Consider the following 24,170-nt stretch of genomic DNA (forward strand, 5'->3'; position numbering starts at 1 on the left):
TAAAAGAGAATTAATTTTCTCTTACTCTTTTTCTTTTTTGTATTTCGCATAAAAACCATCAGTATCTGCGTATATCGCATAAAATCCATATTCTTCAGCCATTTTTATAGATGATTTAATATATTGTCTTCCCCAAGATGTGATTGCTTTTGCACATTCAAATGAATACCATCTAAATCTTGGAAAACCATAAATACCATACATAGTATTTGCTAGTCTTTTAATAGCTTGCTGTTGTACATCTAACGCTTTTTTCTCAGTATCATTATTAGCTACTTTCATCTCACGTTTAATTCTAAAACGTTCTTGCAATATCTTATCGATAACTGATGGAATAAAACCTTTTGGTTCTTTTTTAAATTTAATATCATGCTCAGGAGATATGTTATACTCATCTTCACCATCAACATCCCCTAAATACATTACATCAGGAGATATGTTCTTTGATATAATGATACTTGGGTATAGGCTCCTAAAATCGAATTGAACAAGATTTTCATGTAATCCTTTTTCAGGTTCTCTAACATAACCACCTTCATTTTCATCAGCAGCACGGTTTGCAAAATTAGAACCTTTCTTATTTGGAACTATTTCATTATCAAAATAAGCTTGTTTTACTAAAAACCATTCTGCCTGTTGACCAGTAGCCATACGAGAAACATCAAATAATGGTTGACCTATAATACGAGTAAGTTCTAAATTAAGAGGTAAAGTCTGCTGTGCAATTTTTAATGTTGAGACAACATCATCAAGAGAATAATCAAATAAATTATCTAGCTCTTCGCCTTCATTATCCCAGAATTCCCAAATTCTATCTCCCGGAACATCAATTTTCTCTTCACCAAATAATTCATAATAAACTCTTTCAAGAGTATATCTCTCAAGAGTCATATATCTTCTCATAACTAAGTATAAATCAACATGTATTAAGCCTTTAAAAGATGCTGCATTAGTAAATCCTCTTCTAATGAATTTAACATCAGATCCATCCATTCCAATATCTAAATCAACACCCAATATTTTGGCTCTGTCTTTAAGATAAGGGAAATCAAAATTATCTGAATTATAACCTACAATAATATCAATATTATTCTCTTTAATAATTTTAACAAATTCTTCAATCATTTCTTTTTCAGATTCTACTTGATTTACAAAATTATCACGAGAATCAGAATTAGTTTTAGTTGAAATTACTTGGTTAACTCCAAAATTACTAGAAACACCAATCATGATAATTTCATCAACTTCTGAATTTGGCATTCCATGAGGATTTCTAACTTCTAAATCAAAGCTTAAAATACGAAAATCATGAGGATAATCTTGAGTGCGTTTTAGTTCATCAGTGAGTCTAATAATTTCAATATCTTGTTTATTTGAGTCTAAATCAAGAAATGAATCCAACTTATCTCCAATAGCGACTACCTCAGTCATTGGAATAACATCACGATCCATTAGATATCTTCTATAAAATGGGATATCAAATTCTCTAATCTGAATTACACTTTCTAAATCTCTTAGTACATCCCTATTATTTGCAAGTTCCGTAGGATGCTTAAATATTACCTTTAGAAATTCATTTTCAATTTGGAAATCTTTCTTGATTACTTTTTCAATACGAACATCACTTATATTATCTTGAATTTCAGCAATGCACTCATCCAAATCATCACAAACAACATACAGATATGGCTCAAAAGTATCATCGATTAATATAATATTTTTATCTCCATCTTTTGAAAATAGCCTAATAATTGGCTTATCTTCATAAGTAACATAATCAATATCTAAGATAACAACATTCCGCTGCATTTATTCATCCCCCATGAGATATTCTTTCCTATAACTATCTAAAACTGTGTATGTTATTCCTAAAATTAAAGGTCCTACAATAAAACCAACAATACCATATACTAAAGGACCTGCTAAGAAACCTACAAGTAAAATTAAAGGGTGAATATCAGCATAATAACTTGAAAGAGCTGGTCTAATATACATATCAACAGAACTTAAGAAGAATCCAAATAATAATACCACCACGGCTCTTGGATAATTTCCACTTAACACATCAATGAAAAATAAAGTCCAATAAATTGGCCATGGTCCAAATATTGGAATTAATTGTAAAATACCTGTTAAAACTCCTAAAAATGCTCCAAATGGATAACCTAAAATAGAATAACCAATACATCCAAAAATTCCAATTAATACTGCAGTTAAAAAGTGACCATAAAATATGCTTCTCAATACATTTTTTATATCCTCAATAGTTTTATCGAAAAAATCAATAGAATCCTCTGGAATAAAACTTTTAATAAATTTTAAACACTTATCTCCATCTCTAACAAAATAAAATACTGAACAAACTAAAATAAATAAATCTAAACTAAGATTAGCAAATTTACCTACAAGACTTACACCATAATCCACAACATAACTTATAATTGTCTCAAAAGAAGATGTAACAGATTGAGAAATATCATTTGGATTAGCATTAATATGCAAATAATTTATAAATTGAGAAATGAATTCATCAATATCTGCAATATAACCCGATGTAATTATAGCTGATGCAACAGAATAAAGTTCATATGAAATATAACCTACAAGAACAATTAAGGGAATTAACACAGCAACCATTGCAAATATTATAGAAATAGAAGAATATTTTAATTTTGATTGGATTTTAAAAGCTATTGGCTTAATTAAATAAGCTAAAATAGCTCCTAGAACAATCATTTTTAAAACAGGACAAATGAATATTAATGAAATAATTAATAAAAAACAAATTAAAAAAGCTGGAAATGTTAAATGTTTCTTAATATCAATTCCCATTTTATCAACCTTAATTAATATCTAACACCAGAAGCATCTCTTCTGTATTTTCCAAACTCAGTAATTTGACTTATTTTATCATTTTCAAAAACAGGACCTTCAACACAGATTCTCCAACCTTCCTCATCAACACAACATTGCCCACATATCCCAAGAGCACATTTCATATATCTTTCAAGAGAATATTGACCAGGGATTTCAGCTTCTTCAAGAATATCATAGATTCCTTTCATCATTATTTCAGGACCACAAACAAATGCATAATCAAAAGTAGAGCTTTTAAGTAACTCACTAGTACAATCAGTTGCAAAACCTTTAAATCCTAAACTTCCATCATCAGTACAATTATGAATATTAACACCTAATTTTTCAAGTGAATCACAATATAATAATTCATCTTTAGTAACAGCCGCTGCAACAACGTTTATTTCATTTCCTTTTCTAATCAAATCACTAGCAATTGCATTAATAGGAGCCATTCCAACACCTCCCCCGATTGCTAAGATTTTTTTGCCTTTAAATGAATTATCAAATCCATTACCATAACTACCCCTAACACCTATTTGATCTCCGATATTCAAGTCATGCAATTGAGATGTGAATTCCCCAATATTTTTAACAGTAATAGCTAACTCATCATCATTAATTTGAGCAATTGACATTGGTTTTTCATTTTTAAAATTCCAAACCATTAAAAATTCACCAGGATTTGGTTTTCCTAATGTTTCCATGTCCCAATTAAATTTAAAAGTTTTAATTGTAGGAGTTTCATCAATAATTTCAGTTATTTCAACAATCTTTGGTTCATTAATCATAATTACAACTCCCTATGTGCAAGTCCAACCATTTCATCTATAGATGAAAATCCTTTTTCAGCCATGAAATTTTCTAAACCTTCATTAATACAACTAAATACACCAACACCTTCATCCATTATAGCAGTACCTATTTGAACTGCTCTTGCACCAGCATATATAAATTCCACAACATCTTCCCAATTATAAATTCCGCCAACACCAATCAATGGAATATCAACTGCTTCATAAACGGAATAAACATTACTAATAGCAATTGGTTTAATTGGACGACCACTCATACCACCAAATTTATTAGATAAAACTGGACGAGCAACATCAATATTAATCTTCATACCTGGACCTAATGTATTAATTAAAGATAAACAATCAGCACCAGCATCTTCACAAGTTTTTGCGATTTCAGTAATATCAGTGACATTAGGTGTCAATTTAGCAATAATTGGTACATCAGAAGCATCTTTTGCTGCTGAAACAATTGTATGGCTTAAATTACAATCTTGACCAATAGAAGCACCATAACCATCCATTGCATGAGGACAAGAAATGTTCAACTCAATCATGTCAACAAGTCCTTGAATCTCACCAACCAATGAAGAAAATTCCTCAGGAGTTGCTCCATAAATTGAAGCAATTACAACATTATCTTCTCTTTCAATTCTTTCCAATTCTTCTTTAAAATTATCAACACCTGGATTTGAAAGACCAATTGCATTAATAATACCTCCTTCAACTGCAACAGTTGTAGGATTAACATATCCTGGATGAGAGTTTAAAGAAAATGATTTTGAAACAACTCCTCCAGCACCTGATTTTAAAATCCAATTCATTGATGACGCATTACTTCCCAAAATTCCTGCAGCTAACATCAAAGGATTTCTAAATTCAACTCCACAAATATTAGTATTTAACATGATATCAATTTTGTAATTAATTATTTAATTAGTTTTTGTTAATTTATCAATTATATCTTGATATTTTTCATTTTGTAATTTTAAACTAATTATATTAGTTTTATTGGATTTAATTATTTCTTCTTTGGATTTAAGTAAATTTAAAATTTGTTCGTCTTGTTTTTCTATAATCAAATCTTTTTGCTTTAATAAATCTTCATATGTTTTAGAGATTTTTCTAAGCTGAGTTTCAAGATTTACAGTATTATCATTCACCTGAGTCCTATAATCATCAATTAAAGATCTAAGATATCGAACTTGATCTTGCTTATCCTCAATAATAATGTCTTTTTCCTTAATTTTATCTGATAAATCATCTAACTCATTCATTGTAGCTTTATCATAATTTATTTTTGTATCCAGCTTATCTTCCAAATTTTTCTTTTCATATTTTAACTTTGTCGCATATAATTTCAGTTTATTAATTTCCTCTTTCTTATTTTCTAATTCAATATTAAGCTCATCAATTTCTGCATTTTTAAGTTCCAATTCATATTTTAAATCCTTGTAATTCTCATCTGACATAATCTCAAACCCAAAAAAATAACAATAATATACTAATTTTATTGTTTAGATAAATTAAATCTTCGTACAATATAAAAATACTTATTAAAAATAAAAAAAATATTTAATTTTATGGAATGTTATATAACTTACTCAGTTAAAGGGTTTTTAGCTTTTAATAATGAAAATGATGTAATATCCGAAAAATTGTTTCCTGAAGATAAAATAATTGATAGATTAGCTGAAATTAATGATAAAAAAATAGTTAAAGAAGAATTAGAGATAATTGAAGAAGTTTCTAGTGATTATGATGAAATAATCATTGAATCAAATAAAAGACGTTCTGATTATAATAACACTAAAATAACCGTAAAAACACCAAATCAAGGTGGGAATTATTTAAGAGATAATTATGATAAGTTTGGACTAGATTCAGAAGAAATAACCTCAATTTATAGAAATTTAGCAATTTATAAAATCAAAAAAGAATCAGCTTCACAAGATAAACATTTAATACAGGCTATTAACTCTATTGATGAAATTGATGAAAGTATTTCTAAATTAATTGAAAGAATTAGAGAATGGTATGCTCTTTATTTCCCAGAAATGGACATTATTCACAATAATGAAACATACATCAAATTAATATCACAAAATAAAACAAAAGAAAAAATTATTGAAGCAAAACCCGATGCCTTTCCAAATGATATCATTGACCTTGAAGAGGATATAGATCCATTAGATTTGGAAATTATGAATAATTATGCAAATTCTATTTATGAACTCCAGAAATCCCGGAAAAACATGGAAAATTATATCGATGAAAAAATGGAATCAATTGCACCTAACTTAAAACTTTTAGTTGGATCATCTCTTGGTGCGAAATTAATTTCCCATGCTGGAGGAATTAAAAGACTTGCAGTCTATCCATCAAGTACAGTTCAGATAATGGGTGCAGAAAAAGCATTATTTAGGCATTTAAAAAGTGGGGATAGACCACCAAAATATGGCTTAATATATCAACACCCTCAAGTAAGAGGTGCGAAATGGTGGAATCGTGGAAAAATCGCAAGAATGCTTGCTGGAATGATATCTCTAGCTGTTAGAAGAGATGTATTTACTAAAACTTTTGATGAAAATGTTGCAGATGAATTCACCTCAAAAGTTCAACAAATAGAAAAAGATAACCCATTTCCAACAAAAACAACAAAAAGAAGGACTGAAGAACGCTCCAAATCCAATAAATCTAAAAAAAGTAAGAAAAAAGGTAAAAAAAAGAAAAAAAGGAGATAAAGTATGGATGTTTATTTTAAAGATGGGACTGTGGCAACTAAAAACCTTAATCCTGGAAAATCAGTTTATGGAGAAGAGTTAGTTCAAGAAGATGTAGAATACAGAATATGGAATCCTAGACGTTCAAAATTATCCGCAGCTCTATTAAATGGATTAGAAAATTTAAAGCTTAAAAACACCTCAAAAGTACTATACCTTGGTGCATCAACTGGAACAACAGTTTCACACATTTCAGACATTGTAATCGACGGAAGAATTTATGCAGTTGAATTCTCACCAACAACAGCTAAAAAATTGGTTCAACTCTCACGTCAAAGACTTAATATTGCTCCGATTTTAGGAGATGCAACAAAACCCAAAGGATATCTTAATATTGTTGAAAATGTAGACTTGGTGTATTGTGATGTCGCTCAACCGACACAAACTGAATTATTTATGAAAAATATCAACATGTTTGCAAAAGATGATGCACAGGGACTTATAACAATTAAAGCTAGAAGTATTGACGTAGTACAAAAACCTAAGAAGATTTTTAAAGAACAAGAAAAGAAATTAAAAGAAAAAGGCTTTAAAATTGTTGAAAAAGTAAAACTAGAACCTTACGAAAAAGACCATATTGCATTATTAGTAGAGAAAAATTTTTAAAAAAAAAACGGCTAATTTTCACCACTAAACAAGCAAAAAAATAGCCATGAGAAATTAAAAAAAATACTACAAAAAAACTAAAAAAGTATTACTCCAATACCTTTTTATACTAGAAAATTAAAAATTATGTATGCTAATGCAAATAAAACAAAAGTTCATTAAAGTGTCCTTTAGGTTGATTCACTCTATTAATCACTCCATTTAACTAAAGCCTAAAGGCATGAACTTATTTTATGAAAATACTATTTTTTAAACGACTTTCTTTAAAAGAATATTTTACTCATTTTAATTGAAAAAAGTATTACTATAATGACTTTATATTCTCTATAGGATTATTTATTAAATTAAAAATTTGATTCATTGAAAAGATAACAACAAAATCGATTTTTAATAAAATACCCTTTTCAAATAAATAAATAACATTACATAAACTTGACAATAATAAATTTAACATATTTCACAGTAGTTTCATATTCAAGTAAAAAAATATAATAAAACTATGAATAGATTGAAAAAAATATTTAATTAAATGAAAAATATAAATAATTAAAAATACATTTAATATGAAATAATATAAAATTATTAGTCATAAAATAAAAATAATAAAATCAGTAATAAAAAAATAATCTAAATCACATACTAATGTACATGTCCAGATATCTTTTTTGATATTATATCTAAAATGACTTTTGCAATTTCCATTTTTGAAGCTAAAGGAACAGACAATACATCATCATCAACTATAAAAACCTCATTATTATCTGATCCAAAACTACACTCCTCTTTAGATATATCATTAGCAACAACAATATCAGTACCCGCATGTTCAATTTGTTTTCTAGCACAACAAATAATTTCATCTTTTGAGACATTGAATTCAGCCTTAAATCCAACTAAAAATATATTAGGATTTATTTTTTTAACTTGACGAATTATTTTGGTTGCAGGTTTTAAATCTAAAGATAAAGAGCTACTTGAATCAATCTTTTTATCATCTTTCTTTTTAAACTCAAAATCCGAAACAGCAGCAGTGGATATAAATATATCAAAATCAGGAATTAAGCTTAAAATAGCTTCATTCATTTCATTACCTGTTTCTACATGAATGACATCAAAAACAGGAGGAATTTCAACACTAACTTTAGCAACAACAAGAGTTAAATCAGCACCTCTAATATATGCTTCCTTTGCAAGTGCTAAACCCATTTTACCAGAAGATTTATTTGTAATTCCCCTTACAGAGTCTATAGGCTCATAGGTTCCACCAAGACTAATTAAAACTTTTTTCCCTTTAATAAAATCAATCCTTCCTATTTAAAGTAATGGTTCTTAAAGATTCAAGTACAATGTCCTCTTTAGATGGAAATTTAGCTTTTCCTTCATCCATACGAGGTTTAATAAAAGTAGCTGAACCTTCTTGTTTAATTTTATCAATATTCTCTTTAATAGCTTTGTACATTGAATCATGCATAGATGGAACAAATATGATTGGAGTGTCATGCCCATAAGCAGTAATTAAAAGAGTAGAAATAGCATCATCAGCAATTTTATATGCAAATTTTGAAATAGTATTAGCAGTTGCTGGAGCAACCAATATCAAATCCTCTTGAGAATATTTAACATGCTCAATTTGACCAGTTAATTTAGTTACGACTTTATTTCCTGTTGCAAACTCCATTGCATTCGGATGTATGATTTCACATGCAGCATCGCTCATGAAACATTTTACAATAACATCATTACGTTTAAACTCACGAGCTAATTTAATAGCCTCAGTAGCTGCAATACTACCAGTAACACATAATATAATCATTAAAATTCCTCCAATATAATTAAAAAAAGAATTATGTAATTTGAATGTCAGACAACATATAATCAAATACATATAAATTATCTTCAAAGTCATCTATCGGTGCACTATATAACATAACATAAGCTTGTCCCCCTTTTTCAAACCAAACAGCTTTATGAGCTTTTATAGTAGTATCATTTTGACTAGAAGAATATGTATATTCATATGCATGAATATTATTTACCATAACTTCTCCAGAAGAGGTTAAATTAAAAGAAGAATCTTTTTGCATTGAACTATATGTACTATTTAAAAAAGTATAAAAATCCCCTTGAATAGCTTTCTTCTCAAAGTTAATATTAACTTGACCTACTCCAGAAGAATCAATTGAATCCAACTTAGATATTGACATGATAGAATAATTAGAATCAGACTCAGAATAACCCCAATCAGAAGGATAATGAATAACAATACCTCCTTTAGATAAAGTTACCATAGTAATATCTGAATTATCTTCTTTAGCATTAACAGATGAAAATGCACAAATAAGCAATAATATAAATGAAATAATTATTATACTTCTTTTAAAAACATCCTTTTTCATAAAATCACCATTTAAATATAATATTACTATTCCTCACTAGCCCCTTCCTGTCCAGAACCATCACTTGAATCATCTGAATCAGCATCACCACCAGAAGTAGAATCACCCTCATAGGAATTAGAACTTGATGAATCATCATAAGAATCGGAACTTGATGAATCTTCAGTAGTCTCCACATCAGAATCACTGGTTGAGTAATCAGCCTCAGATGAAGATGATGTAGTCTCTGTAGTATTCTTAATATTTTCAGTAATATCAGGGAATGCAGTATCATGAACCATAGCCACAGTAGATGTCTCAGAAATACTATTAAAATCTAAATTAAAGACACCATAACCTACACCAACTGTGAAAGCTATAACCAATACTAATAACAATACTAGTTTAAATGTTCCTCCACCCATCGAGTTTTTTTCTTTTTTATTGTATTTAGCATCATCCTTTTTAGGGTTGATAATGTACTTTTGAACTAAATCTTGCTCTTCTTCCTTTTTATTTTTGTTAGATGACTTTCTTCTATTAATTTGAGTAGTTTGATTAGATTTACCTTGCATAGATCTAATCCTTCGAGTAGCTTCCATTGCATCAATAGAATTTAATTTATCTTCATATTTAGAACGAAAATAACTATATTTCTCTGGAGAAATCCTCCCCAAACGATAATCCTCTTCCAAACTATTCATAATTTTTAGAAGTTTATCCCTATCATTTGACATTCCTACCCTCCCTGAATCATTATAATATAATTTTATATTAAAACAATGATTTAAAGTTTACCTAAATTCCGGATAAGAACCTAAAACTTTTAAAAAATAAGTTTTTTCTTGGATTTGGCTAATGATATTTTGAATAATATCATCCTTTCTATGCCCATTAAAATCAACGAAAAACAAATATTTACCCAAACCTTTTTTAGAAGGTCTAGACTCAATTTTAGTTAAGTTAATATTATTCTTTTGGAAAATTCCTAAAATATCATATAACCCTCCAGGTTTATCTTCATAAATAGAAAATATAATAGAAGTTTTATCACAACCTGTTGGTTCATGATCATTCTTTGATAAGACTACAAATCTTGTTTCATTATTACCAGCATCTTGAATATTTGGTTTAATTATCTCTAAACCATACAATTCAGCCGCTTTTGAATTTCCAATAGCTGCTTTATTTTTATAACCAATAATATTCTTAGCTGCATTAGCAGTACTTACCGCATAATGAGGTTGAATTTTATTTCCAACAATGAACTCTTGGCATTGAGCAATTGCTTGAGAGTGAGAATAAACATCTTCTATGTCTTCCATTTTGGTTCCAGGATTTACCATTAAATTTTGATTAATTGGAATAATAATTTCATCAAATATCTTCAATTCAAATTTATGGGCTAAAGAATCCAATGTGATTCCAACAGGTCCCTCAATTGAATTTTCAATTGGAACAACACCATATACTGATTCCTCATTAACAACACTTTCTAAAACTGCAGGAATAGTACAATACGGAATTAAATTATCCCCAAACATATTAGCCGCTTCATGGGTAAATGTTCCTTTAGGTCCTAAAAAAGAAATTACTGGCATGTTAATACCCTTAAAAAAAAAATAAAAATATTAAGATTCTAATTTTGCAATTAGTCTTAATATATCTGTTTGTGTTATAATACCAACAACAGTACCATCTTCAACAACAGGTAAACCATTATATCCTGTTTCAATCATGATTCTAGAAACTTCACTGATTGACATTTCTTTAGATACAGAAGATGGATTTGAAGACATGATTTCCTCAACGAGAACCTCTTTAATTTGAGATTTTTGATATTTCTCAGGGACATTTTTTCTAAAATCAATGAATGCTCTCATTAAATCTTTAGATGTGATAATTCCCTTAAGTTCATCATCTTCTATAACTGGCACTCTTCCAACGTTAGCATTAATCATTTGTCTCCTTGCATGAATTAATCTATCACTTGGAGCAACTGCAATTACATTATTAGACATGACTTCTTTTACAGTTATCTTATCAAATGCAATCCCAATAGCTAGAGTTACAAAATCAGCTTTAGAAACAATTCCAATCATACCATTATCAGAGACAACAGGAACTGAACCAATACCATTCTCTAACATTAATTCTGCCACATCACTTAATTGCATTGTTTCCAAAACAGTAATTACATCTTTAACCATTACAGATGAAATATGGAATCTTGATGCAGGCATACTCTCAGATTTTGAAGATCCAAGTTTATTAGCAATATCTCTTTCAGAAACGATACCAACAAGTTCTTTATTATTTGTTACAGGCAAACGAGAAACATTATGTTTGCGTAATAATCTCAATGCATCAGAAAGATTTTGATCTTTGTCTATTGTAATTAAATTTTCAGACATCAAATTCTTAATTTGCATGATTATCATCCCCTTAATCTATATAATTATTTATACTCTTCTAACTGAGTTTAAAATATCTCTTTCTGTGATAATACCTACAATTGTATCATCTTTAATAATTGGCACACCACCAATGTTTTTTTCCGCAAATAACTCACATAAATTACCAATAGTCATTTTTTGGTCTACTGTAATTGGATCTTTAACCATGATTTCTGATACAGTAGTTTTTAAAACATCAGTAGCTAAATTTGAGTTTAAATTATCAAATAATTCTTTTGCATTTAAAAATCTGATAACATCTGTTGATGTTAAAATACCTAATAATTTTTTATTTGCATTAGAAATGTCCGCTTCACCACCAACAATTGGAATTCTTCTTAAACCATTCCTAACCATGATTTTACATGCACTTTCTAATGGTGTACCTGGAGTAGTAGTAAATACTTTAGGACTCATGTATTCATGTACAGTTTCTTTACCTGCCATACCAGCTAAAGATAATGCAATATCCCTTTCAGTTACTATTCCCACAAGTTTTCCATTCTCATCAACAAGAGGGATAGCTCCTAGTTGATTATCCAACATTGTTCCAATAGTTTCTCCAATTGAGGCTTTTGTAGATAATGTAATTAAATCACGAGACATAATTTCTTTAACAGGTTCATTAATTGCTGCTAAAAAGTTATCTTCGTATTTATTCTCAATAATGTTAAATTTTTTTCCTCCACCAAAGAAATCTAATATATCCATTACAGTTACAATACCTAATAATTTACCAGAACCTGGGTCGGTAATTGGTAATCTCCTAAACTCATGTTGCATCATTACCTTAGCAGTGTCCTTAATAGATTTGGTAGGAGGAATGGAAATAACATCTTTAGTTGCAATAGCCATTATGTCTCCCTCCTTATCATGAACTTTAGTCACATGTTCAACTGCACCAGTATTTGATTTTCTATTAATGGATGTTTTATCTTTCATTTATACACCTCTATTATCAAATCACACATCAAAAAAAAATAAAATCAAAATATCAAAAACAAATTCACTCAATGTTCAAAATCTTATGAATTTGAGGAATGGTGGAAACATCAAAATATTGTCCAACAACTTCAGAATACTCAAATAATCTAGAATTAATATCTTTCCAGTCATTTAGCGGACTTGATGGTTGGATAATTATTTTAAGGCTGCTTTTGTTTGAGATATTTTCTGATAATTTTTCAACTACCTCTCTAAATGATTCTATTTTCGTTGAAGGCAATATGACTATTTTACAATATACCATTATGCACTTAGCTATTAATAAATTTAGTGATTTGATTTCATTCAATAAAATATCCTCATTAAAATCATTGTCAAAATGTTCAGGTAATTTAATATCTAACGAAACAATGTCCAATTTCTCAATTGAATCAATATTATCTGGTAAAGTACCATTTGTTTCAAGCATTATATTTAAATTAAAATTCCTGCTGACCTCAGAAATAAATTCAGGATATAAACTAGGTTCCCCACCAGTAAATGAAATTGTCTTACAATCAGGAGTTAAAATTTTATTAATTTTCTCACAAACTTCTTCAGGTGTCATTAATTTTCCTGATTTTTCAGATTTACTATCATTAGTATCGCAATAATTACAATTTAGATTACAACCTGCAAATCTAACGAAAATTTGCCTTTCACCAATTAAAAGACCCTCACCTTGAAAACTTGAAAATATTTCTATAATTGGAGCTTTCATCATAAATCTTTCCTATATTCTGCACCTTGACCAATACCCTCATTAACACAAACTGCAACATATTTTAAGTTATTATAAGACTCTGATAATTTTTCTGCTAAATTCTCAGCAAAGTATTTTGATAACTCTTCAGCAGAAGTGTATGGCAAAGGCAACAATACACAGTCCACAGAAGGAATTGAATATCCTTTACCATCAATTTTAAAATGAACAGATTTGTTTTCTTTTAAATCTTCAATTGAATCATTTTCCTTATCGAAATCTTTAAACTCAATTAAATCATTGAAAACTGGAATCAATAATCTGTGATCAAGTTCATTACAAATTGTTTTTGTAAAACCTTTTACATCCTTAAAATCAACTACAAATTCAAATTTTCCCGCTCTTTCACCTTCAATTTCAACATCTACAAAGTAAGAGTGACCATGAATAAAACCACAGGATTCATGACCCGGAATTACATGAGCAGATGAGAATCTTAAATTTGATTGAATACCATTAACTAAAATTTTCATCCTAACACCTTTGTTTTACTTATATCTTTTTCAATTGTTTCTAACTCATCAATAAATCTGTATGCGATTTCATTAATCAAATCTAATAAATTATCATCATTAAAAATTTGAGTTCCATTTTCATCTTCAATGTCAAATAAACCAATTGTATCAACATCATCTGGAGTTCCTTTATCCTCCAAGTTAAGTGCAAAATGTATTTTTGCAGAACTTAAGGAAATACTAGCTATTGAAATAGATAACTTCCCACCATCTACAAAAATATCATCACCTTCTCTTTTAGTTTCAATTCCATATTCAGTAAGAATTTCCCTAAAAATCATTACAAGAAGTCTTTGTCTTAAATAAGCAATCCTCATATTCGGTGGTTGTTGATCGAAGAATTCACAGATGAAATTAACCATATAATTAGATTTTATCTCCAATCCCACATCAGCAAAGTCCTTTAAGTTATCTGGAGTAATATTAACTGGACCAATCCAACTTATAATTGATGATCCATAAATTCCAAACTCTTGAAAAGCCCAAGACGGATTAATTTGGCTTCCATCATATTCAAATATTTCATCGATATGTTTGTGAATAATAGACATGAACTAATTTAAGATTATATTTTTATATAAATATTAAGATTAAATGAAAAATTAATTTAAAGATGTGCTATAAAATAATTTAATTAGGAGATAATAAAAATGGAACAAGTAAGAACAAGAGATTTTATTTACACAAGTGACGATTTATATTTCGCATCAACAAATTATATTCATCCAAAAGACAGAGTAATATCATTTTTAAGATATATCCCCGATCCCGAAGGAGATAGGCAAAAAGATGGTAAAAGATACAGGAAAGTAGGCTCCGTAGAAGCTTACGAATACTTAAGGGAAAACCACCCTGATTATTTATACTTCTGTAACGTTACAAATGTTGAAATGATGGGAGTACCACTGGAAAAAGTTGAAAGGATAATTAAACCTGAAAAAAGACTTTCAGAGATTAAAGAGGCTTTCGATAATGGTGAAGAAGTTAAAAATCCAGAACTCATTGCAAAATTAATGGATGTTGCTGATTTTTTCCATTTCATGGCAGATATTCCTTATGATCATTTAGGAATCTCAGGTTCAATTTTACCATGTCTTCAAAAAAGTAATGTTTCAGACTTAGACTTTGTAGTATATGGTCTTGAAAATCACAGAAGAGCAATAGCTACCTTTAAAGAATATAGAGGAAAAGAAGTTTATATTGAAGAAATTGATAAACATATCACCGTCGAAGGCATTACAGATGATTACTGGGATTTTGTATACAATAAAAGGATGAGTGATGAAAGTCTAACTAAAGAAGAATTTAGATGGTATGAAAATAGAAAAGCAAATAGAGGAACAATTAACGGAACTTTATTTGATATTCTTGCTACTAAAGATTACGATGAAATTGAAGGAACTTGGGGAGATACTATTTATGAACCTCAAGGAATTGCTAAAATCGAATGTGATATTGTAAGTTCTCTTGGTGCATTTGATAATCCTTCATTATACACTATTGAAAACTTAAAAATATTAGATGGTGTTGAAGCACCTATTAAAGAAGTTGTTTCATTTACACACACTTATGCTGGTGAAGTAATCGATGGAGAACACGTAATAGCTAAAGGTAAAGTAGAAAAAGTCATTACTCAAGGAAAAGATGACTACTACAGAATTGTTGTTGGAACTAATCGTGAAGCAATTGATGAATACTTAAAACTTAAAGAAAGTCCTGCATAAATCGGGAGTTTATACTCCCAACTCTTTTTTAAAACAAATTCTCACCAACAAAAAGCTATTTTTTATTTAATTCAAGTAAATAATTACTCCAAAATTACAACATCTAACATTTTAAAGAAACAAAATACTCTTTTTTAAAATATTAATAAGATATAATGAACCTATTACAAATTTTTTAAAAACTTTTAGAGTTTTAATTGAAAATAATTCAATAGAGTAAAAAAAGTAAAATAATTATTCAGTATTTTTAAACAACATCGAACAAATAACTTAAAAAAAATTCAAATCAATTATAAACTTCAAAATACAAATAACATTATTATTATTTAATGTGATAAAATGAGTGAAAAAAAGGTAGAATGGGAAAGTACTTTTGCATTCATGATGGCTATGATTGGTTCAGCTGTTGGACTTGGAAATATTTGGCGTTTCCCAAATGTTTTATATTCCAATGGTGGAGGATCATTTATGATTCCTTACATCATATCATTATTCTTACTAGGAATTTCTTTTGTACTAGTAGAATATGCAGTTGGATTCCGATTTAAAAAATCTGTCGGTAGAATACTGTTCTCAATAAGTAAAAAATTAGAACCAATAGCATGGTTCATCGTATTAATCGTATTTTTAATTACAACATACTATATTTGTGTTGTAGGATGGGATTTAATTTATGTTGTTTTAAGTTTTACAAAAGCATGGGGAGCAAACCCAAATACATTCTTTACCAACAACATATTACAATCAACAAGCTCACTAAATGGAATATTCCAAATTGTTCCTATCGTACTTGCATCAGTAGCTGCTATTTGGCTTATGGTATGGCTTATTGTAAAAAGGGACTTAAATGAAGGAATTGGAAAAGTAAGTAAAATTTTATTACCAGTACTTTGTTTAATAGTGGTAATAATTGTCATATTCTCATTGACTTTACCTGGAGCATCAATTGGATATACACAAATATTTACTCCAGATTGGAGTGCACTAACCGATTTAAATGTATGGTTAGCTGCATTTGGACAAATTGTATTCTCACTTAGTTTAGGTATGGCAATTGCAATGACTTATGCAAGTTACTTACCAGAAAAATCAAAATTAGTTGACAGTGCAATAACAGTAGCATTTTCAAATTCATCATTCGAAGTATTCAATTCAATTGGAATTTTCTCAATTTTAGGATTTATGGTAATGTCAACAGGAATTCCATTTAATGAATTAGTAACCGAAGGAAGTGGTCTTGCATTCGTAGTATTCCCACAAGTATTCAACACCATGGGAACAATGGGATCAATTATAGGACCATTATTCTTCATATGTATCTTGTTTGCAGGAATTACCTCTACAATTGCACTTCTAGAAGTAGCAACATATGCAATTTCTGAAAAATTCGATATTGAACGTAAAAAAACAGTTACAATGATTTGTGTTGTAGGATTCCTAATTTCAATGATTTTTGCAACCGGCCTTGGAAGTACAATACTCAGTGCATTCGATGCATTCTTAAACAACTTCGCATTATTACTTGGAATCTTTATCGAATGTATAATCTTCGGTTGGATTTATGATTTCGATAAATTAATTGAAACTTTAAATGAAAATTCAAGAATCAAAGTAGGTAAAACCTGGAAAGCAGTCATTAAATTTATTTTACCTATTTGTATTGCTGTTTTATGGATTCAAGGAGCTTACACCACAATCACAAGCTCAGATAGTTTAAGCTTGGTCATTATGGGAATATTAAGCGTAGCATTAATCATATTGCCAATAGTATTCACCAAATTACCTGCAAAAAATAAAGACTACTACAATGTGGAATCAGATGAATAGCTAACCAATTAGCTATTCCCTTTTTTTATTTTTTAGGATTTTTAATCCAATTCACCACCAAACAACCAAATCTTATTTAACAGACAACAACCTGAATACATCATTAAAAAAAATACTTAAAATAAGTATACTGTACATATACATAATATTTATAGGCATTAATAAAATTTAAGAGTTTAAAAGCCATATTTATTTATATTACTACTTTCTAAGTAATTATACCGAATTTAAGAGGTAAAAATATGATTAACATATCTTCAATAAAAGTGCATATGTACTGCCCAATGAGTTTATACCTAAAAACACATGTCGATATCGATGAAAACAACGAGAATAATTGTTACTTGGAAATTAAAAACTTAAAAATCGATATTCAAGATCTGATGCAGAAAAATATCCGCAAAATCAAAAAAACCATGGATTTAGAAGAAATTGAAAAAATATTATCCCAAAATATTTACGAATACATAAAAAACACAACAGAATCCATACAATCTTCAAATATGGAACTTACTCCAGAACAAATTGACGATATAAACGATGAAACCTACTTTAACATAAAAACATTGAGTATTAAATCCAAAAAAGCCATGACAATACTTGATAAAGATGGATTTAGTATTAGTGAAATGTTCTTTCCAAACTGTATTTATTCCTATTTAATCAAGGATCCTCAACTCGGATTAATTGGAATATGCGATAAAATAGAAATAATTGATGGAAAATATTACCCAATATGCGTTAAAAGTTCAAATCCACCAATAAAAGGCGTTTGGGACCAGGACGCTATTGAACTTGTTGCAAATGCAATACTTCTTGAAGAAGAATTCGACACTGAAGTGTACGTAGGTTTTGTTGATTATAAAAAAATTGGTGATAGACGACCTGTTGTAATGGACGTTAACCTTAGAAAGTCACTATTTAGTGTAATACGAGAAGTTAAAGAAATAATCGAAAATAAAAAAATTCCAAAAGTCAATAAAAATTCCAAAAAATGTATGAAATGTGAATATGAAAAAATATGTATGGAACAATAATGATAATATCCTATTTACTTAAAAACGAATATTACCATCTAAACGTTCAATATTAAATGCAGCAGTGTCTGCAATTGACATTACAGCTAAAACACCCGCCTGAACAGGATCAGTAATGATCAAATCAGCGTATTTAGTTACGCTACCCGGCATATTAAGTGAAATCACAACCAAATTACTTTCTTCCTTAACTTTTTTAACGGCATTAGTGATTTCACCACCCATGAGTGAACCAGCCAAAACTAAAGCTCCAACACGAGGAAGCCTGGAAATAGCTTCAATAGCTTCAGCTAATGATTTTTCACCAACTAATGGAATGGTATCAATACTTATACGTTCACCACGTATATTATGCCTATCTGCTTCTGTAATTGCACCCATAGCCACTTGAGATACTTGTGCTCCACCACCAACAATAATTATACGTTTACCATAAATATCCAATTGTGAACCGTGTAACTCAACTGATTTAATCTCTTCAATTTTTTTCAAATCTTCAATTAAATCATCAATGTTTTCAACATGTTCAAGTTCAAGATTAATAGAACCCATGTTGTTTTTTTCAACAAAAAGATGAACATAACTGATATTTGCACCATATTCAGTTATAACATCAGTAATATCATCCAATACACCTTTTTTCTCATCAGATTTAATAGTTAATGTATAATCACTCATTTTTTGGCCTTACTTTATCTAATTCAGCATGTGCCCTTTTCCACATGCTTAAATAATTATCATTTTCAGTAACTGGAATAACATCAAGCCCCAACTCTCTATGTTCTTGAATCCATCCTTCATTAAAAACTGGAATTTCAATTTTAATTGGCTCAGAAGTTTTATTAACAATAATAAGATCCCTATAAGGGAAATCCCATTCAACAATGTATCCTCCGAGACTTATTATATGATATGGTCTCATAACAAATTTCATAAATAATTCCCCCTATAATAATCCAAGTATGATAGCTAATATACCAAGTAATGTTGTTCCCAAGATTGTTGGCAATAATTGCTTATTTGTAAATACTGGTGCAAATGCTGAGAAAATACCCATCATAAATACAAAAATTAAAGCAACAGCAATATTAACAAGAATTCCTACTGAAAAAATACTTGGAGGAACACCGATGAACAGTACTGAAAATACAGCACCAAGTACAAACATGAAAAATCCTCTAGTTAAAAAGACAATAGATCTATATTTAGCTGCATATTCCATATATGGTCCTTCAATAACATCAGATTTAGCTTTAATAATTGAAAATGGATATTCATTTAAAATTATCATATAACCTATGAAAAATACAATAGCCGCAATTCCACCAGATACTGTGAATAAAAACGGTCCATGTACCTGCTGGAAAGCAACAATATCCTCTAAGAAAATACTTCTAGCCGCAGTTACTGGAGCAAACAATGCCAAATACAATGGAAAAGATCCATAAGTAATCATTCTTAAAGACCTTTTTGCACTTATATCTTCAATGAAAGACAACGGAGCTTTTAAATGTGATGCTCCTTTTACACGATCAGGGAAAGGCATTCTAACAGACATTACAGATTTTGATAATGCACCCATCAATACATAACATATTTCTTCCACCTTTAAAAATCCAACAATAGCTACTAAACTTGCAAGTGCTGGAATTTTATAAGCTTGAGGGGTTAATGCAATTAACACACATAAAACCACAATGAAACACACTATTGGTAAACTCTTATATAATTTTGGAACAGGAGATGAAACTTCAACATTTTCCTTAAATAAAAATTTAAGTGGAGCCATAATTCCTGGAGAAAATACCAATGGTCCAACCCTTTGTTGAATTCTTGCATGAACATATTTTCTTTCAATACCTGGAAGCAATGTTGAAATTACAAAACAAACAACCACTGTGAGAATTACTGCAACTATTGGATTAGTAATTATATTTGAATACATAATCTATCTCCTAATTACCTCGATTGCTCTATCAGTACATGTAAAGCATGGATCACACTGTACTATACATAATTGACCATCTGTAAGATGATTACCAATGCATGCATATTGCATTGCGCCAATATTTGCCATTGAAGGAGTTCTAATGATACAATGTCTTACTCTACCTGTTTCTAATGCATAAGAATGATATAATGTTCCCCTTGGAACTTCAATATAACTTTCAGAAATACCATCAGTATCAAACATTTCCCAATCATTGTTAACTAATTTACCATCAGGAATATTTGCAACAGCTTGTCTTATAATTTTAATTGATTCAAATGATTCTAAAACCCTCATCAATAAATTAGATTTTACATCACCATCAGGTTGTGTTACTACATTATAATCAAAATCATCATACTCAAACATAGTAGTTCTCAAATCCCTTGCAACACCAGTAGCTCTAAGAGATGGTCCAGTTACAGCTAATTTAATTGCTTGTTTTTGAGGTAATACTCCTACACCCGTAATCCTTGACAATACAATTGGATCTGCGACAAATCTATCTGCAAAATTTGAAAGACCTTCTTCAAGTTTATCCATATCATCTTTAAGTCTTTGTAATTTGTTAGAATCTAATTCACATCTAGGTCTTACTCCTCCTAAAACAGAACATCCATATTGGACCCTGTTTCCTCCAATCATTCCAAGCAATTCCATAACAATTTCCCTTAAATAGAACACTCTCATTGAAAATGTTTCATGAGCCAGTACTTCACAACCATGAGCTAAATACAAAAAGTGAGAATGCAATCTTTCAAGTTCGCCCATAATCACACGAATATAAGTAGCTCTCTTTGGAATTTCAATACCTAAACCAATTTCAGCAGTTCTGCATGAATTCCATACATGTGAATTAGAACAAATTCCACAAATTTTTTCAGTGAGTGCATTTGCCTTTTGAACAGGAAGACCTTCCATGATTCTTTCTATTCCCCTATGATTAACACCAATAGTAATTTCAGCTTCTTGAATTATCTCATCTTCAACAAAAAACCTTACTCTATATGGTTCCAATGCAGCAGGGTGAACTGTACCCATTGGAATTTCTGTTTCAATAATATTATTTGTTGGTACTTTTTCATCCATATAACTCCCTCTCTAATCCGCATCTAATAATGTAGGTAAAAGTGATACAACTCCAGCTAAGACATCTTGTGGTCTTACAGCACAACCAGGAATTTTTGCATCAACAGGTATAATCTTATCAACAGGTCCTTCAATTTCCTCTGACGGAATATCTCCAAAACAATTTTTATAAACACCACCCATCAAAGCACAACTTCCAGCAGCTACAACTAATTTAGGATCAGGAATAGCATCATAAATTGCTTCTAATGGTTTCCTATTTAAATGTGTAACTGGTCCAGTTACAACTAAAACATCAGCTTCACGAGGATTCCAAGTTAAAAATACATTATATTGTTCAGCATCAAACCTTGGTGATAATACTGTATTAACTATTTCAATATCGCATCCATTACATCCACCAGTATAAACTAACATGATATGTATTGCTCTTGCTCTTGAAAAAGATTTAATTCCCATCTAATCACCATCCTCTTTATTTTTTAACACTGTTTTGTCTGACAAATACTGTGCAATAAATTTAAGCTTATCATCGGATATTTTAAATGGTTGTTCAAGGAATTCTGAAACATTTACTTCTTGATCACCTACACAAGATGGATGAATAGTTCCTTTTTGCCCATAAAGTGAAAATATTGGACAGAAATCATGACAATAATAACATACAACACATCTTTCAAGGTTAATTTCAGGCACTTGATCTTTAATCCAACCTTCAGTTAATTTAACAGGATGAGCTAATGGTTTCATTTCAATTGCATTAGTTGGACATACATTAGCACAACCAGAACATCCAATACATGCACTTTCATCAACTCTATCATCCACTTCCACGGAAAGAGTTGCTATTTGTTTTTTCATGTCCATATCAGTAACTCTATCAGCTGCAAAAAAGATTCTTTTAAAGTTAGTAAATGCTCCTTCTAAAGCTATTCTAATTAAATTTCTCATTTAAATACCCTCATTGAATCTTTAAAATTTCTTTCAAATAAAAATGCCCTTGCAGGACATGCATTCTTACATGCACCACAATATATACAATTTTCTTCATTAACAATGAAATTACCATCAATTTTTTCAATTGCATCATATGAACAAGTTTTATAACATAATCCACAATGCATACATAATTTTTGTTCAATGAAATTGAATCCATCTTTAATTTCATTCTTATAAATTGTAGATTTAGGAATTGCATCAACAGGACAATGTACTGCACAATTTTCACATAATATACATTTATCTAAATCAACAGAGATACTTCCTCTGTTAAGTGTAATTGCTTCCTCCTGACAAACCTCAACACAGATTCCACAAGATATACAATCTTGTGAAACTTTTCCATCCCATGAATAAGTCATGAATTGGCGAGCATTATCATTACAAACTTGGAAACATTTTCCACAAGATACACAGAATCCTGACAATGTAGGTAATTCCTCTTCATTAGATTCATCATAAATGAACATTTCATCATCTTCAACTAATGTATGAATTGGACAATGATTAATAATTGTTTCATGATTTGAATTTTCTACATCTACTGTTGGATCATATCTTAATTTATTATTGTCCACACGTCTAATTGATTCATTTTCACATAAATCAGCGCATAATCCACAATTTAAACATGAAATAATCGAACCATTAGGTTTTTGATTCAATTTATTGACAACAATTTCAGAATCCTCAATAGAAATTGCATTATGAGGACAAGATTTCATACAGTTAAGACAAAGTGTACAAGATGTTTTATTAACAATTTGATGTTTATTCATTGAATCATTAGGACAAACATCCTCACATAATCCACATCCACTGCAAATTCCCTCATCCCTGTCAATTTTAACATGAATAGCCCCAGTAGGACAATATTCTTGACACCTTCCACATAAAACACAATTATCCACATCAGTTCCAAAGTAACCTCTTGTGACTACCTTAGTTTTACTTTCTTTTTTGTGTGGAACATTATTTAATGGAGGATTGAGAATTTTTAATGATCTAATTAAATTTAATTGTTTATCCTTTTCAAGTTCATATCCATCGACACGGTTTGAACAAACTTCCTGACAAACACCACAACGAGAACAGATACCATATACAACTCCATCTTCAATAGTGATATTGTCTATAGGACAATTGTACATGCACATTCCACATCCATTACATTTTGCCCTGTCTACAACATAACCACCGTAACTATTCTGGAATATTGCATCATTTGGACAGTTTTCATAACATATTCCGCAAGTAAGACAACTAAATGCCTTTCCATTGATAAATCTAATAGATTTTGTAGGACATTGATTAATACAATCCCTATTTCCTTCACATTTATTAGTTGTTAAAAACATTATAAAAACTC

Annotated in this window: 27 protein-coding genes; 5 read left to right on the plus strand and 22 right to left on the minus strand. The window is 29.6% G+C overall.

Going from position 1 to position 24,170, the window contains the following annotated elements; genetic code table 11:
- Window positions 1-21: 21 nt before the first annotated feature.
- The 5 genes from ACI389_RS03260 to ACI389_RS03280 are packed head-to-tail and all read right to left on the minus strand — an operon-like array spanning window position 22 to window position 5,125.
- The gene (locus ACI389_RS03260) at window positions 22-1,809 is read right to left on the minus strand and encodes a DNA polymerase domain-containing protein (RefSeq protein WP_439780122.1); all 1,788 of its coding nucleotides are present in this window, start codon (window positions 1,807-1,809) and stop codon (window positions 22-24) included.
- Window positions 1,810-2,832: an AI-2E family transporter gene (locus ACI389_RS03265; RefSeq protein ID WP_439780123.1), complete on the minus strand. Its 1,023-nt coding sequence runs from the start codon at window positions 2,830-2,832 to the stop codon at window positions 1,810-1,812.
- Window positions 2,833-2,846: 14 nt separating this feature from the next.
- The gene (locus ACI389_RS03270; protein WP_439780124.1) at window positions 2,847-3,647 is read right to left on the minus strand and encodes a dihydroorotate dehydrogenase electron transfer subunit; all 801 of its coding nucleotides are present in this window, start codon (window positions 3,645-3,647) and stop codon (window positions 2,847-2,849) included.
- 2 nt (window positions 3,648-3,649) lie between these two features.
- Window positions 3,650-4,561 carry a dihydroorotate dehydrogenase gene (locus tag ACI389_RS03275; RefSeq protein ID WP_439780125.1) on the minus strand — a complete coding sequence of 304 codons (912 nt, stop codon included), beginning with the start codon at window positions 4,559-4,561 and terminating at the stop codon, window positions 3,650-3,652.
- A gap of 24 nt (window positions 4,562-4,585) precedes the next feature.
- Entirely contained in the window at window positions 4,586-5,125 is a 540-nt protein-coding gene (locus ACI389_RS03280; protein ID WP_439780126.1) for a coiled-coil domain-containing protein, read from the minus strand.
- 111 nt (window positions 5,126-5,236) lie between these two features.
- On the opposite strand from ACI389_RS03280, the gene ACI389_RS03285 reads away from it, so the two are divergent.
- Together ACI389_RS03285 and ACI389_RS03290 are read left to right on the plus strand one after the other, a co-directional pair.
- Complete coding sequence (locus ACI389_RS03285; protein ID WP_439780127.1) at window positions 5,237-6,397, plus strand: NOP5/NOP56 family protein; 1,161 nt, start codon at window positions 5,237-5,239, stop codon at window positions 6,395-6,397.
- Window positions 6,398-6,400: 3 nt separating this feature from the next.
- Window positions 6,401-7,042, plus strand: a complete 642-nt coding sequence (locus ACI389_RS03290; protein ID WP_439780128.1) for a fibrillarin-like rRNA/tRNA 2'-O-methyltransferase — start codon at window positions 6,401-6,403, stop codon at window positions 7,040-7,042.
- A gap of 639 nt (window positions 7,043-7,681) precedes the next feature.
- Here ACI389_RS03290 and ACI389_RS03295 read toward each other — a convergent pair.
- The 10 genes from ACI389_RS03295 to ACI389_RS03340 all read right to left on the minus strand — a co-directional run bounded on the left by ACI389_RS03295 (window position 7,682) and on the right by ACI389_RS03340 (window position 14,686).
- Window positions 7,682-8,317, minus strand: coding sequence for a phosphopantothenoylcysteine decarboxylase domain-containing protein (locus ACI389_RS03295; RefSeq protein ID WP_439780437.1), 636 nt, complete (start codon window positions 8,315-8,317; stop codon window positions 7,682-7,684).
- A 25-nt stretch (window positions 8,318-8,342) separates the two neighbouring features.
- The gene (locus tag ACI389_RS03300) at window positions 8,343-8,855 is read right to left on the minus strand and encodes a flavoprotein (RefSeq protein ID WP_439780129.1); all 513 of its coding nucleotides are present in this window, start codon (window positions 8,853-8,855) and stop codon (window positions 8,343-8,345) included.
- Between the two features lie 31 nt (window positions 8,856-8,886).
- The gene (locus ACI389_RS03305) at window positions 8,887-9,438 is read right to left on the minus strand and encodes a PsbP-related protein (protein ID WP_439780130.1); all 552 of its coding nucleotides are present in this window, start codon (window positions 9,436-9,438) and stop codon (window positions 8,887-8,889) included.
- 26 nt (window positions 9,439-9,464) lie between these two features.
- The gene (locus ACI389_RS03310; RefSeq protein WP_439780131.1) at window positions 9,465-10,154 is read right to left on the minus strand and encodes an endoglucanase; all 690 of its coding nucleotides are present in this window, start codon (window positions 10,152-10,154) and stop codon (window positions 9,465-9,467) included.
- 57 nt (window positions 10,155-10,211) lie between these two features.
- A complete protein-coding gene (gene pheA / locus ACI389_RS03315) occupies window positions 10,212-11,018 on the minus strand; it encodes a prephenate dehydratase (protein WP_439780132.1) in 807 nt (268 codons plus the stop codon).
- Window positions 11,019-11,048: 30 nt separating this feature from the next.
- Window positions 11,049-11,849, minus strand: a complete 801-nt coding sequence (locus ACI389_RS03320) for a CBS domain-containing protein (protein ID WP_439780133.1) — start codon at window positions 11,847-11,849, stop codon at window positions 11,049-11,051.
- 30 nt (window positions 11,850-11,879) lie between these two features.
- Window positions 11,880-12,815 carry a CBS domain-containing protein gene (locus ACI389_RS03325; protein ID WP_439780134.1) on the minus strand — a complete coding sequence of 312 codons (936 nt, stop codon included), beginning with the start codon at window positions 12,813-12,815 and terminating at the stop codon, window positions 11,880-11,882.
- Between the two features lie 64 nt (window positions 12,816-12,879).
- Window positions 12,880-13,578: a 7-carboxy-7-deazaguanine synthase QueE gene (locus ACI389_RS03330; RefSeq protein WP_439780438.1), complete on the minus strand. Its 699-nt coding sequence runs from the start codon at window positions 13,576-13,578 to the stop codon at window positions 12,880-12,882.
- Window positions 13,578-14,093 carry a 6-pyruvoyl trahydropterin synthase family protein gene (locus tag ACI389_RS03335; protein ID WP_439780135.1) on the minus strand — a complete coding sequence of 172 codons (516 nt, stop codon included), beginning with the start codon at window positions 14,091-14,093 and terminating at the stop codon, window positions 13,578-13,580. Before ACI389_RS03335 ends, ACI389_RS03330 begins: the two co-directional genes overlap by 1 nt.
- Complete coding sequence (locus ACI389_RS03340) at window positions 14,090-14,686, minus strand: DUF366 family protein (RefSeq protein WP_439780136.1); 597 nt, start codon at window positions 14,684-14,686, stop codon at window positions 14,090-14,092. Before ACI389_RS03340 ends, ACI389_RS03335 begins: the two co-directional genes overlap by 4 nt.
- Before the next feature lie 99 nt (window positions 14,687-14,785).
- On the opposite strand from ACI389_RS03340, the gene ACI389_RS03345 reads away from it, so the two are divergent.
- From ACI389_RS03345 to cas4, 3 genes are all read left to right on the plus strand, one after another.
- The gene (locus ACI389_RS03345; RefSeq protein ID WP_439780137.1) at window positions 14,786-15,859 is read left to right on the plus strand and encodes a DNA polymerase subunit beta; all 1,074 of its coding nucleotides are present in this window, start codon (window positions 14,786-14,788) and stop codon (window positions 15,857-15,859) included.
- Window positions 15,860-16,198: 339 nt separating this feature from the next.
- The gene (locus tag ACI389_RS03350; protein WP_439780138.1) at window positions 16,199-17,686 is read left to right on the plus strand and encodes a sodium-dependent transporter; all 1,488 of its coding nucleotides are present in this window, start codon (window positions 16,199-16,201) and stop codon (window positions 17,684-17,686) included.
- Window positions 17,687-17,928: 242 nt separating this feature from the next.
- The gene (gene cas4, locus ACI389_RS03355; protein ID WP_439780139.1) at window positions 17,929-18,723 is read left to right on the plus strand and encodes a CRISPR-associated protein Cas4; all 795 of its coding nucleotides are present in this window, start codon (window positions 17,929-17,931) and stop codon (window positions 18,721-18,723) included.
- Window positions 18,724-18,741: 18 nt separating this feature from the next.
- On the opposite strand, the gene ACI389_RS03360 is transcribed toward cas4, so the two are convergent.
- The 7 genes from ACI389_RS03360 to ACI389_RS03390 are packed head-to-tail and all read right to left on the minus strand — an operon-like array spanning window position 18,742 to window position 24,159.
- Entirely contained in the window at window positions 18,742-19,401 is a 660-nt protein-coding gene (locus tag ACI389_RS03360) for a DUF5612 domain-containing protein (RefSeq protein WP_439780140.1), read from the minus strand.
- A complete protein-coding gene (locus ACI389_RS03365) occupies window positions 19,394-19,657 on the minus strand; it encodes an energy-converting hydrogenase B subunit P (RefSeq protein ID WP_439780141.1) in 264 nt (87 codons plus the stop codon). Before ACI389_RS03365 ends, ACI389_RS03360 begins: the two co-directional genes overlap by 8 nt.
- 12 nt (window positions 19,658-19,669) lie before the next feature.
- Window positions 19,670-20,668 (minus strand): respiratory chain complex I subunit 1 family protein, encoded by a 999-nt coding sequence (locus ACI389_RS03370; protein ID WP_439780142.1) that lies wholly within the window; start codon window positions 20,666-20,668, stop codon window positions 19,670-19,672.
- 3 nt (window positions 20,669-20,671) lie between these two features.
- Complete coding sequence (locus ACI389_RS03375) at window positions 20,672-21,802, minus strand: hydrogenase large subunit (RefSeq protein WP_439780143.1); 1,131 nt, start codon at window positions 21,800-21,802, stop codon at window positions 20,672-20,674.
- A gap of 12 nt (window positions 21,803-21,814) precedes the next feature.
- Window positions 21,815-22,261, minus strand: coding sequence for an NADH-quinone oxidoreductase subunit B family protein (locus tag ACI389_RS03380; RefSeq protein WP_439780144.1), 447 nt, complete (start codon window positions 22,259-22,261; stop codon window positions 21,815-21,817).
- Window positions 22,262-22,753: a 4Fe-4S binding protein gene (locus tag ACI389_RS03385; protein ID WP_439780145.1), complete on the minus strand. Its 492-nt coding sequence runs from the start codon at window positions 22,751-22,753 to the stop codon at window positions 22,262-22,264.
- Entirely contained in the window at window positions 22,750-24,159 is a 1,410-nt protein-coding gene (locus tag ACI389_RS03390) for a 4Fe-4S binding protein (protein WP_439780146.1), read from the minus strand. The genes ACI389_RS03385 and ACI389_RS03390 overlap by 4 nt, the downstream gene beginning before the upstream one ends.
- Window positions 24,160-24,170 lie beyond the last annotated feature (11 nt).

This window comes from Methanobrevibacter sp., assembly GCF_051877095.1.
GTDB lineage: Archaea > Methanobacteriota > Methanobacteria > Methanobacteriales > Methanobacteriaceae > Methanocatella.

Bases quoted from the DNA above. Each gene is read 5' to 3' on its own strand.
- ACI389_RS03285 (WP_439780127.1), top strand. From the start codon at position 5,237: ATGGAATGTTATATAACTTACTCAGTTAAAGGGTTTTTAGCTTTTAAT.
- ACI389_RS03350 (WP_439780138.1), top strand. From the start codon at position 16,199: ATGAGTGAAAAAAAGGTAGAATGGGAAAGTACTTTTGCATTCATGATG.
- ACI389_RS03375 (WP_439780143.1), bottom strand. From the start codon at position 21,802: ATGGATGAAAAAGTACCAACAAATAATATTATTGAAACAGAAATTCCA.
- ACI389_RS03260 (WP_439780122.1), bottom strand. From the start codon at position 1,809: ATGCAGCGGAATGTTGTTATCTTAGATATTGATTATGTTACTTATGAA.
- ACI389_RS03370 (WP_439780142.1), bottom strand. From the start codon at position 20,668: ATGTATTCAAATATAATTACTAATCCAATAGTTGCAGTAATTCTCACA.
- ACI389_RS03300 (WP_439780129.1), bottom strand. From the start codon at position 8,855: ATGATTATATTATGTGTTACTGGTAGTATTGCAGCTACTGAGGCTATT.
- ACI389_RS03280 (WP_439780126.1), bottom strand. From the start codon at position 5,125: ATGTCAGATGAGAATTACAAGGATTTAAAATATGAATTGGAACTTAAA.
- ACI389_RS03360 (WP_439780140.1), bottom strand. From the start codon at position 19,401: ATGAGTGATTATACATTAACTATTAAATCTGATGAGAAAAAAGGTGTA.
- ACI389_RS03385 (WP_439780145.1), bottom strand. From the start codon at position 22,753: ATGAGAAATTTAATTAGAATAGCTTTAGAAGGAGCATTTACTAACTTT.
- ACI389_RS03365 (WP_439780141.1), bottom strand. From the start codon at position 19,657: ATGAAATTTGTTATGAGACCATATCATATAATAAGTCTCGGAGGATAC.
- ACI389_RS03265 (WP_439780123.1), bottom strand. From the start codon at position 2,832: ATGGGAATTGATATTAAGAAACATTTAACATTTCCAGCTTTTTTAATT.
- cas4 (WP_439780139.1), top strand. From the start codon at position 17,929: ATGATTAACATATCTTCAATAAAAGTGCATATGTACTGCCCAATGAGT.
- ACI389_RS03345 (WP_439780137.1), top strand. From the start codon at position 14,786: ATGGAACAAGTAAGAACAAGAGATTTTATTTACACAAGTGACGATTTA.
- ACI389_RS03335 (WP_439780135.1), bottom strand. From the start codon at position 14,093: ATGAAAATTTTAGTTAATGGTATTCAATCAAATTTAAGATTCTCATCT.
- ACI389_RS03305 (WP_439780130.1), bottom strand. From the start codon at position 9,438: ATGAAAAAGGATGTTTTTAAAAGAAGTATAATAATTATTTCATTTATA.
- ACI389_RS03290 (WP_439780128.1), top strand. From the start codon at position 6,401: ATGGATGTTTATTTTAAAGATGGGACTGTGGCAACTAAAAACCTTAAT.
- pheA (WP_439780132.1), bottom strand. From the start codon at position 11,018: ATGCCAGTAATTTCTTTTTTAGGACCTAAAGGAACATTTACCCATGAA.
- ACI389_RS03275 (WP_439780125.1), bottom strand. From the start codon at position 4,561: ATGTTAAATACTAATATTTGTGGAGTTGAATTTAGAAATCCTTTGATG.
- ACI389_RS03340 (WP_439780136.1), bottom strand. From the start codon at position 14,686: ATGTCTATTATTCACAAACATATCGATGAAATATTTGAATATGATGGA.
- ACI389_RS03330 (WP_439780438.1), bottom strand. From the start codon at position 13,578: ATGAAAGCTCCAATTATAGAAATATTTTCAAGTTTTCAAGGTGAGGGT.
- ACI389_RS03325 (WP_439780134.1), bottom strand. From the start codon at position 12,815: ATGAAAGATAAAACATCCATTAATAGAAAATCAAATACTGGTGCAGTT.
- ACI389_RS03270 (WP_439780124.1), bottom strand. From the start codon at position 3,647: ATGATTAATGAACCAAAGATTGTTGAAATAACTGAAATTATTGATGAA.
- ACI389_RS03390 (WP_439780146.1), bottom strand. From the start codon at position 24,159: ATGTTTTTAACAACTAATAAATGTGAAGGAAATAGGGATTGTATTAAT.
- ACI389_RS03380 (WP_439780144.1), bottom strand. From the start codon at position 22,261: ATGGGAATTAAATCTTTTTCAAGAGCAAGAGCAATACATATCATGTTA.
- ACI389_RS03310 (WP_439780131.1), bottom strand. From the start codon at position 10,154: ATGTCAAATGATAGGGATAAACTTCTAAAAATTATGAATAGTTTGGAA.
- ACI389_RS03320 (WP_439780133.1), bottom strand. From the start codon at position 11,849: ATGCAAATTAAGAATTTGATGTCTGAAAATTTAATTACAATAGACAAA.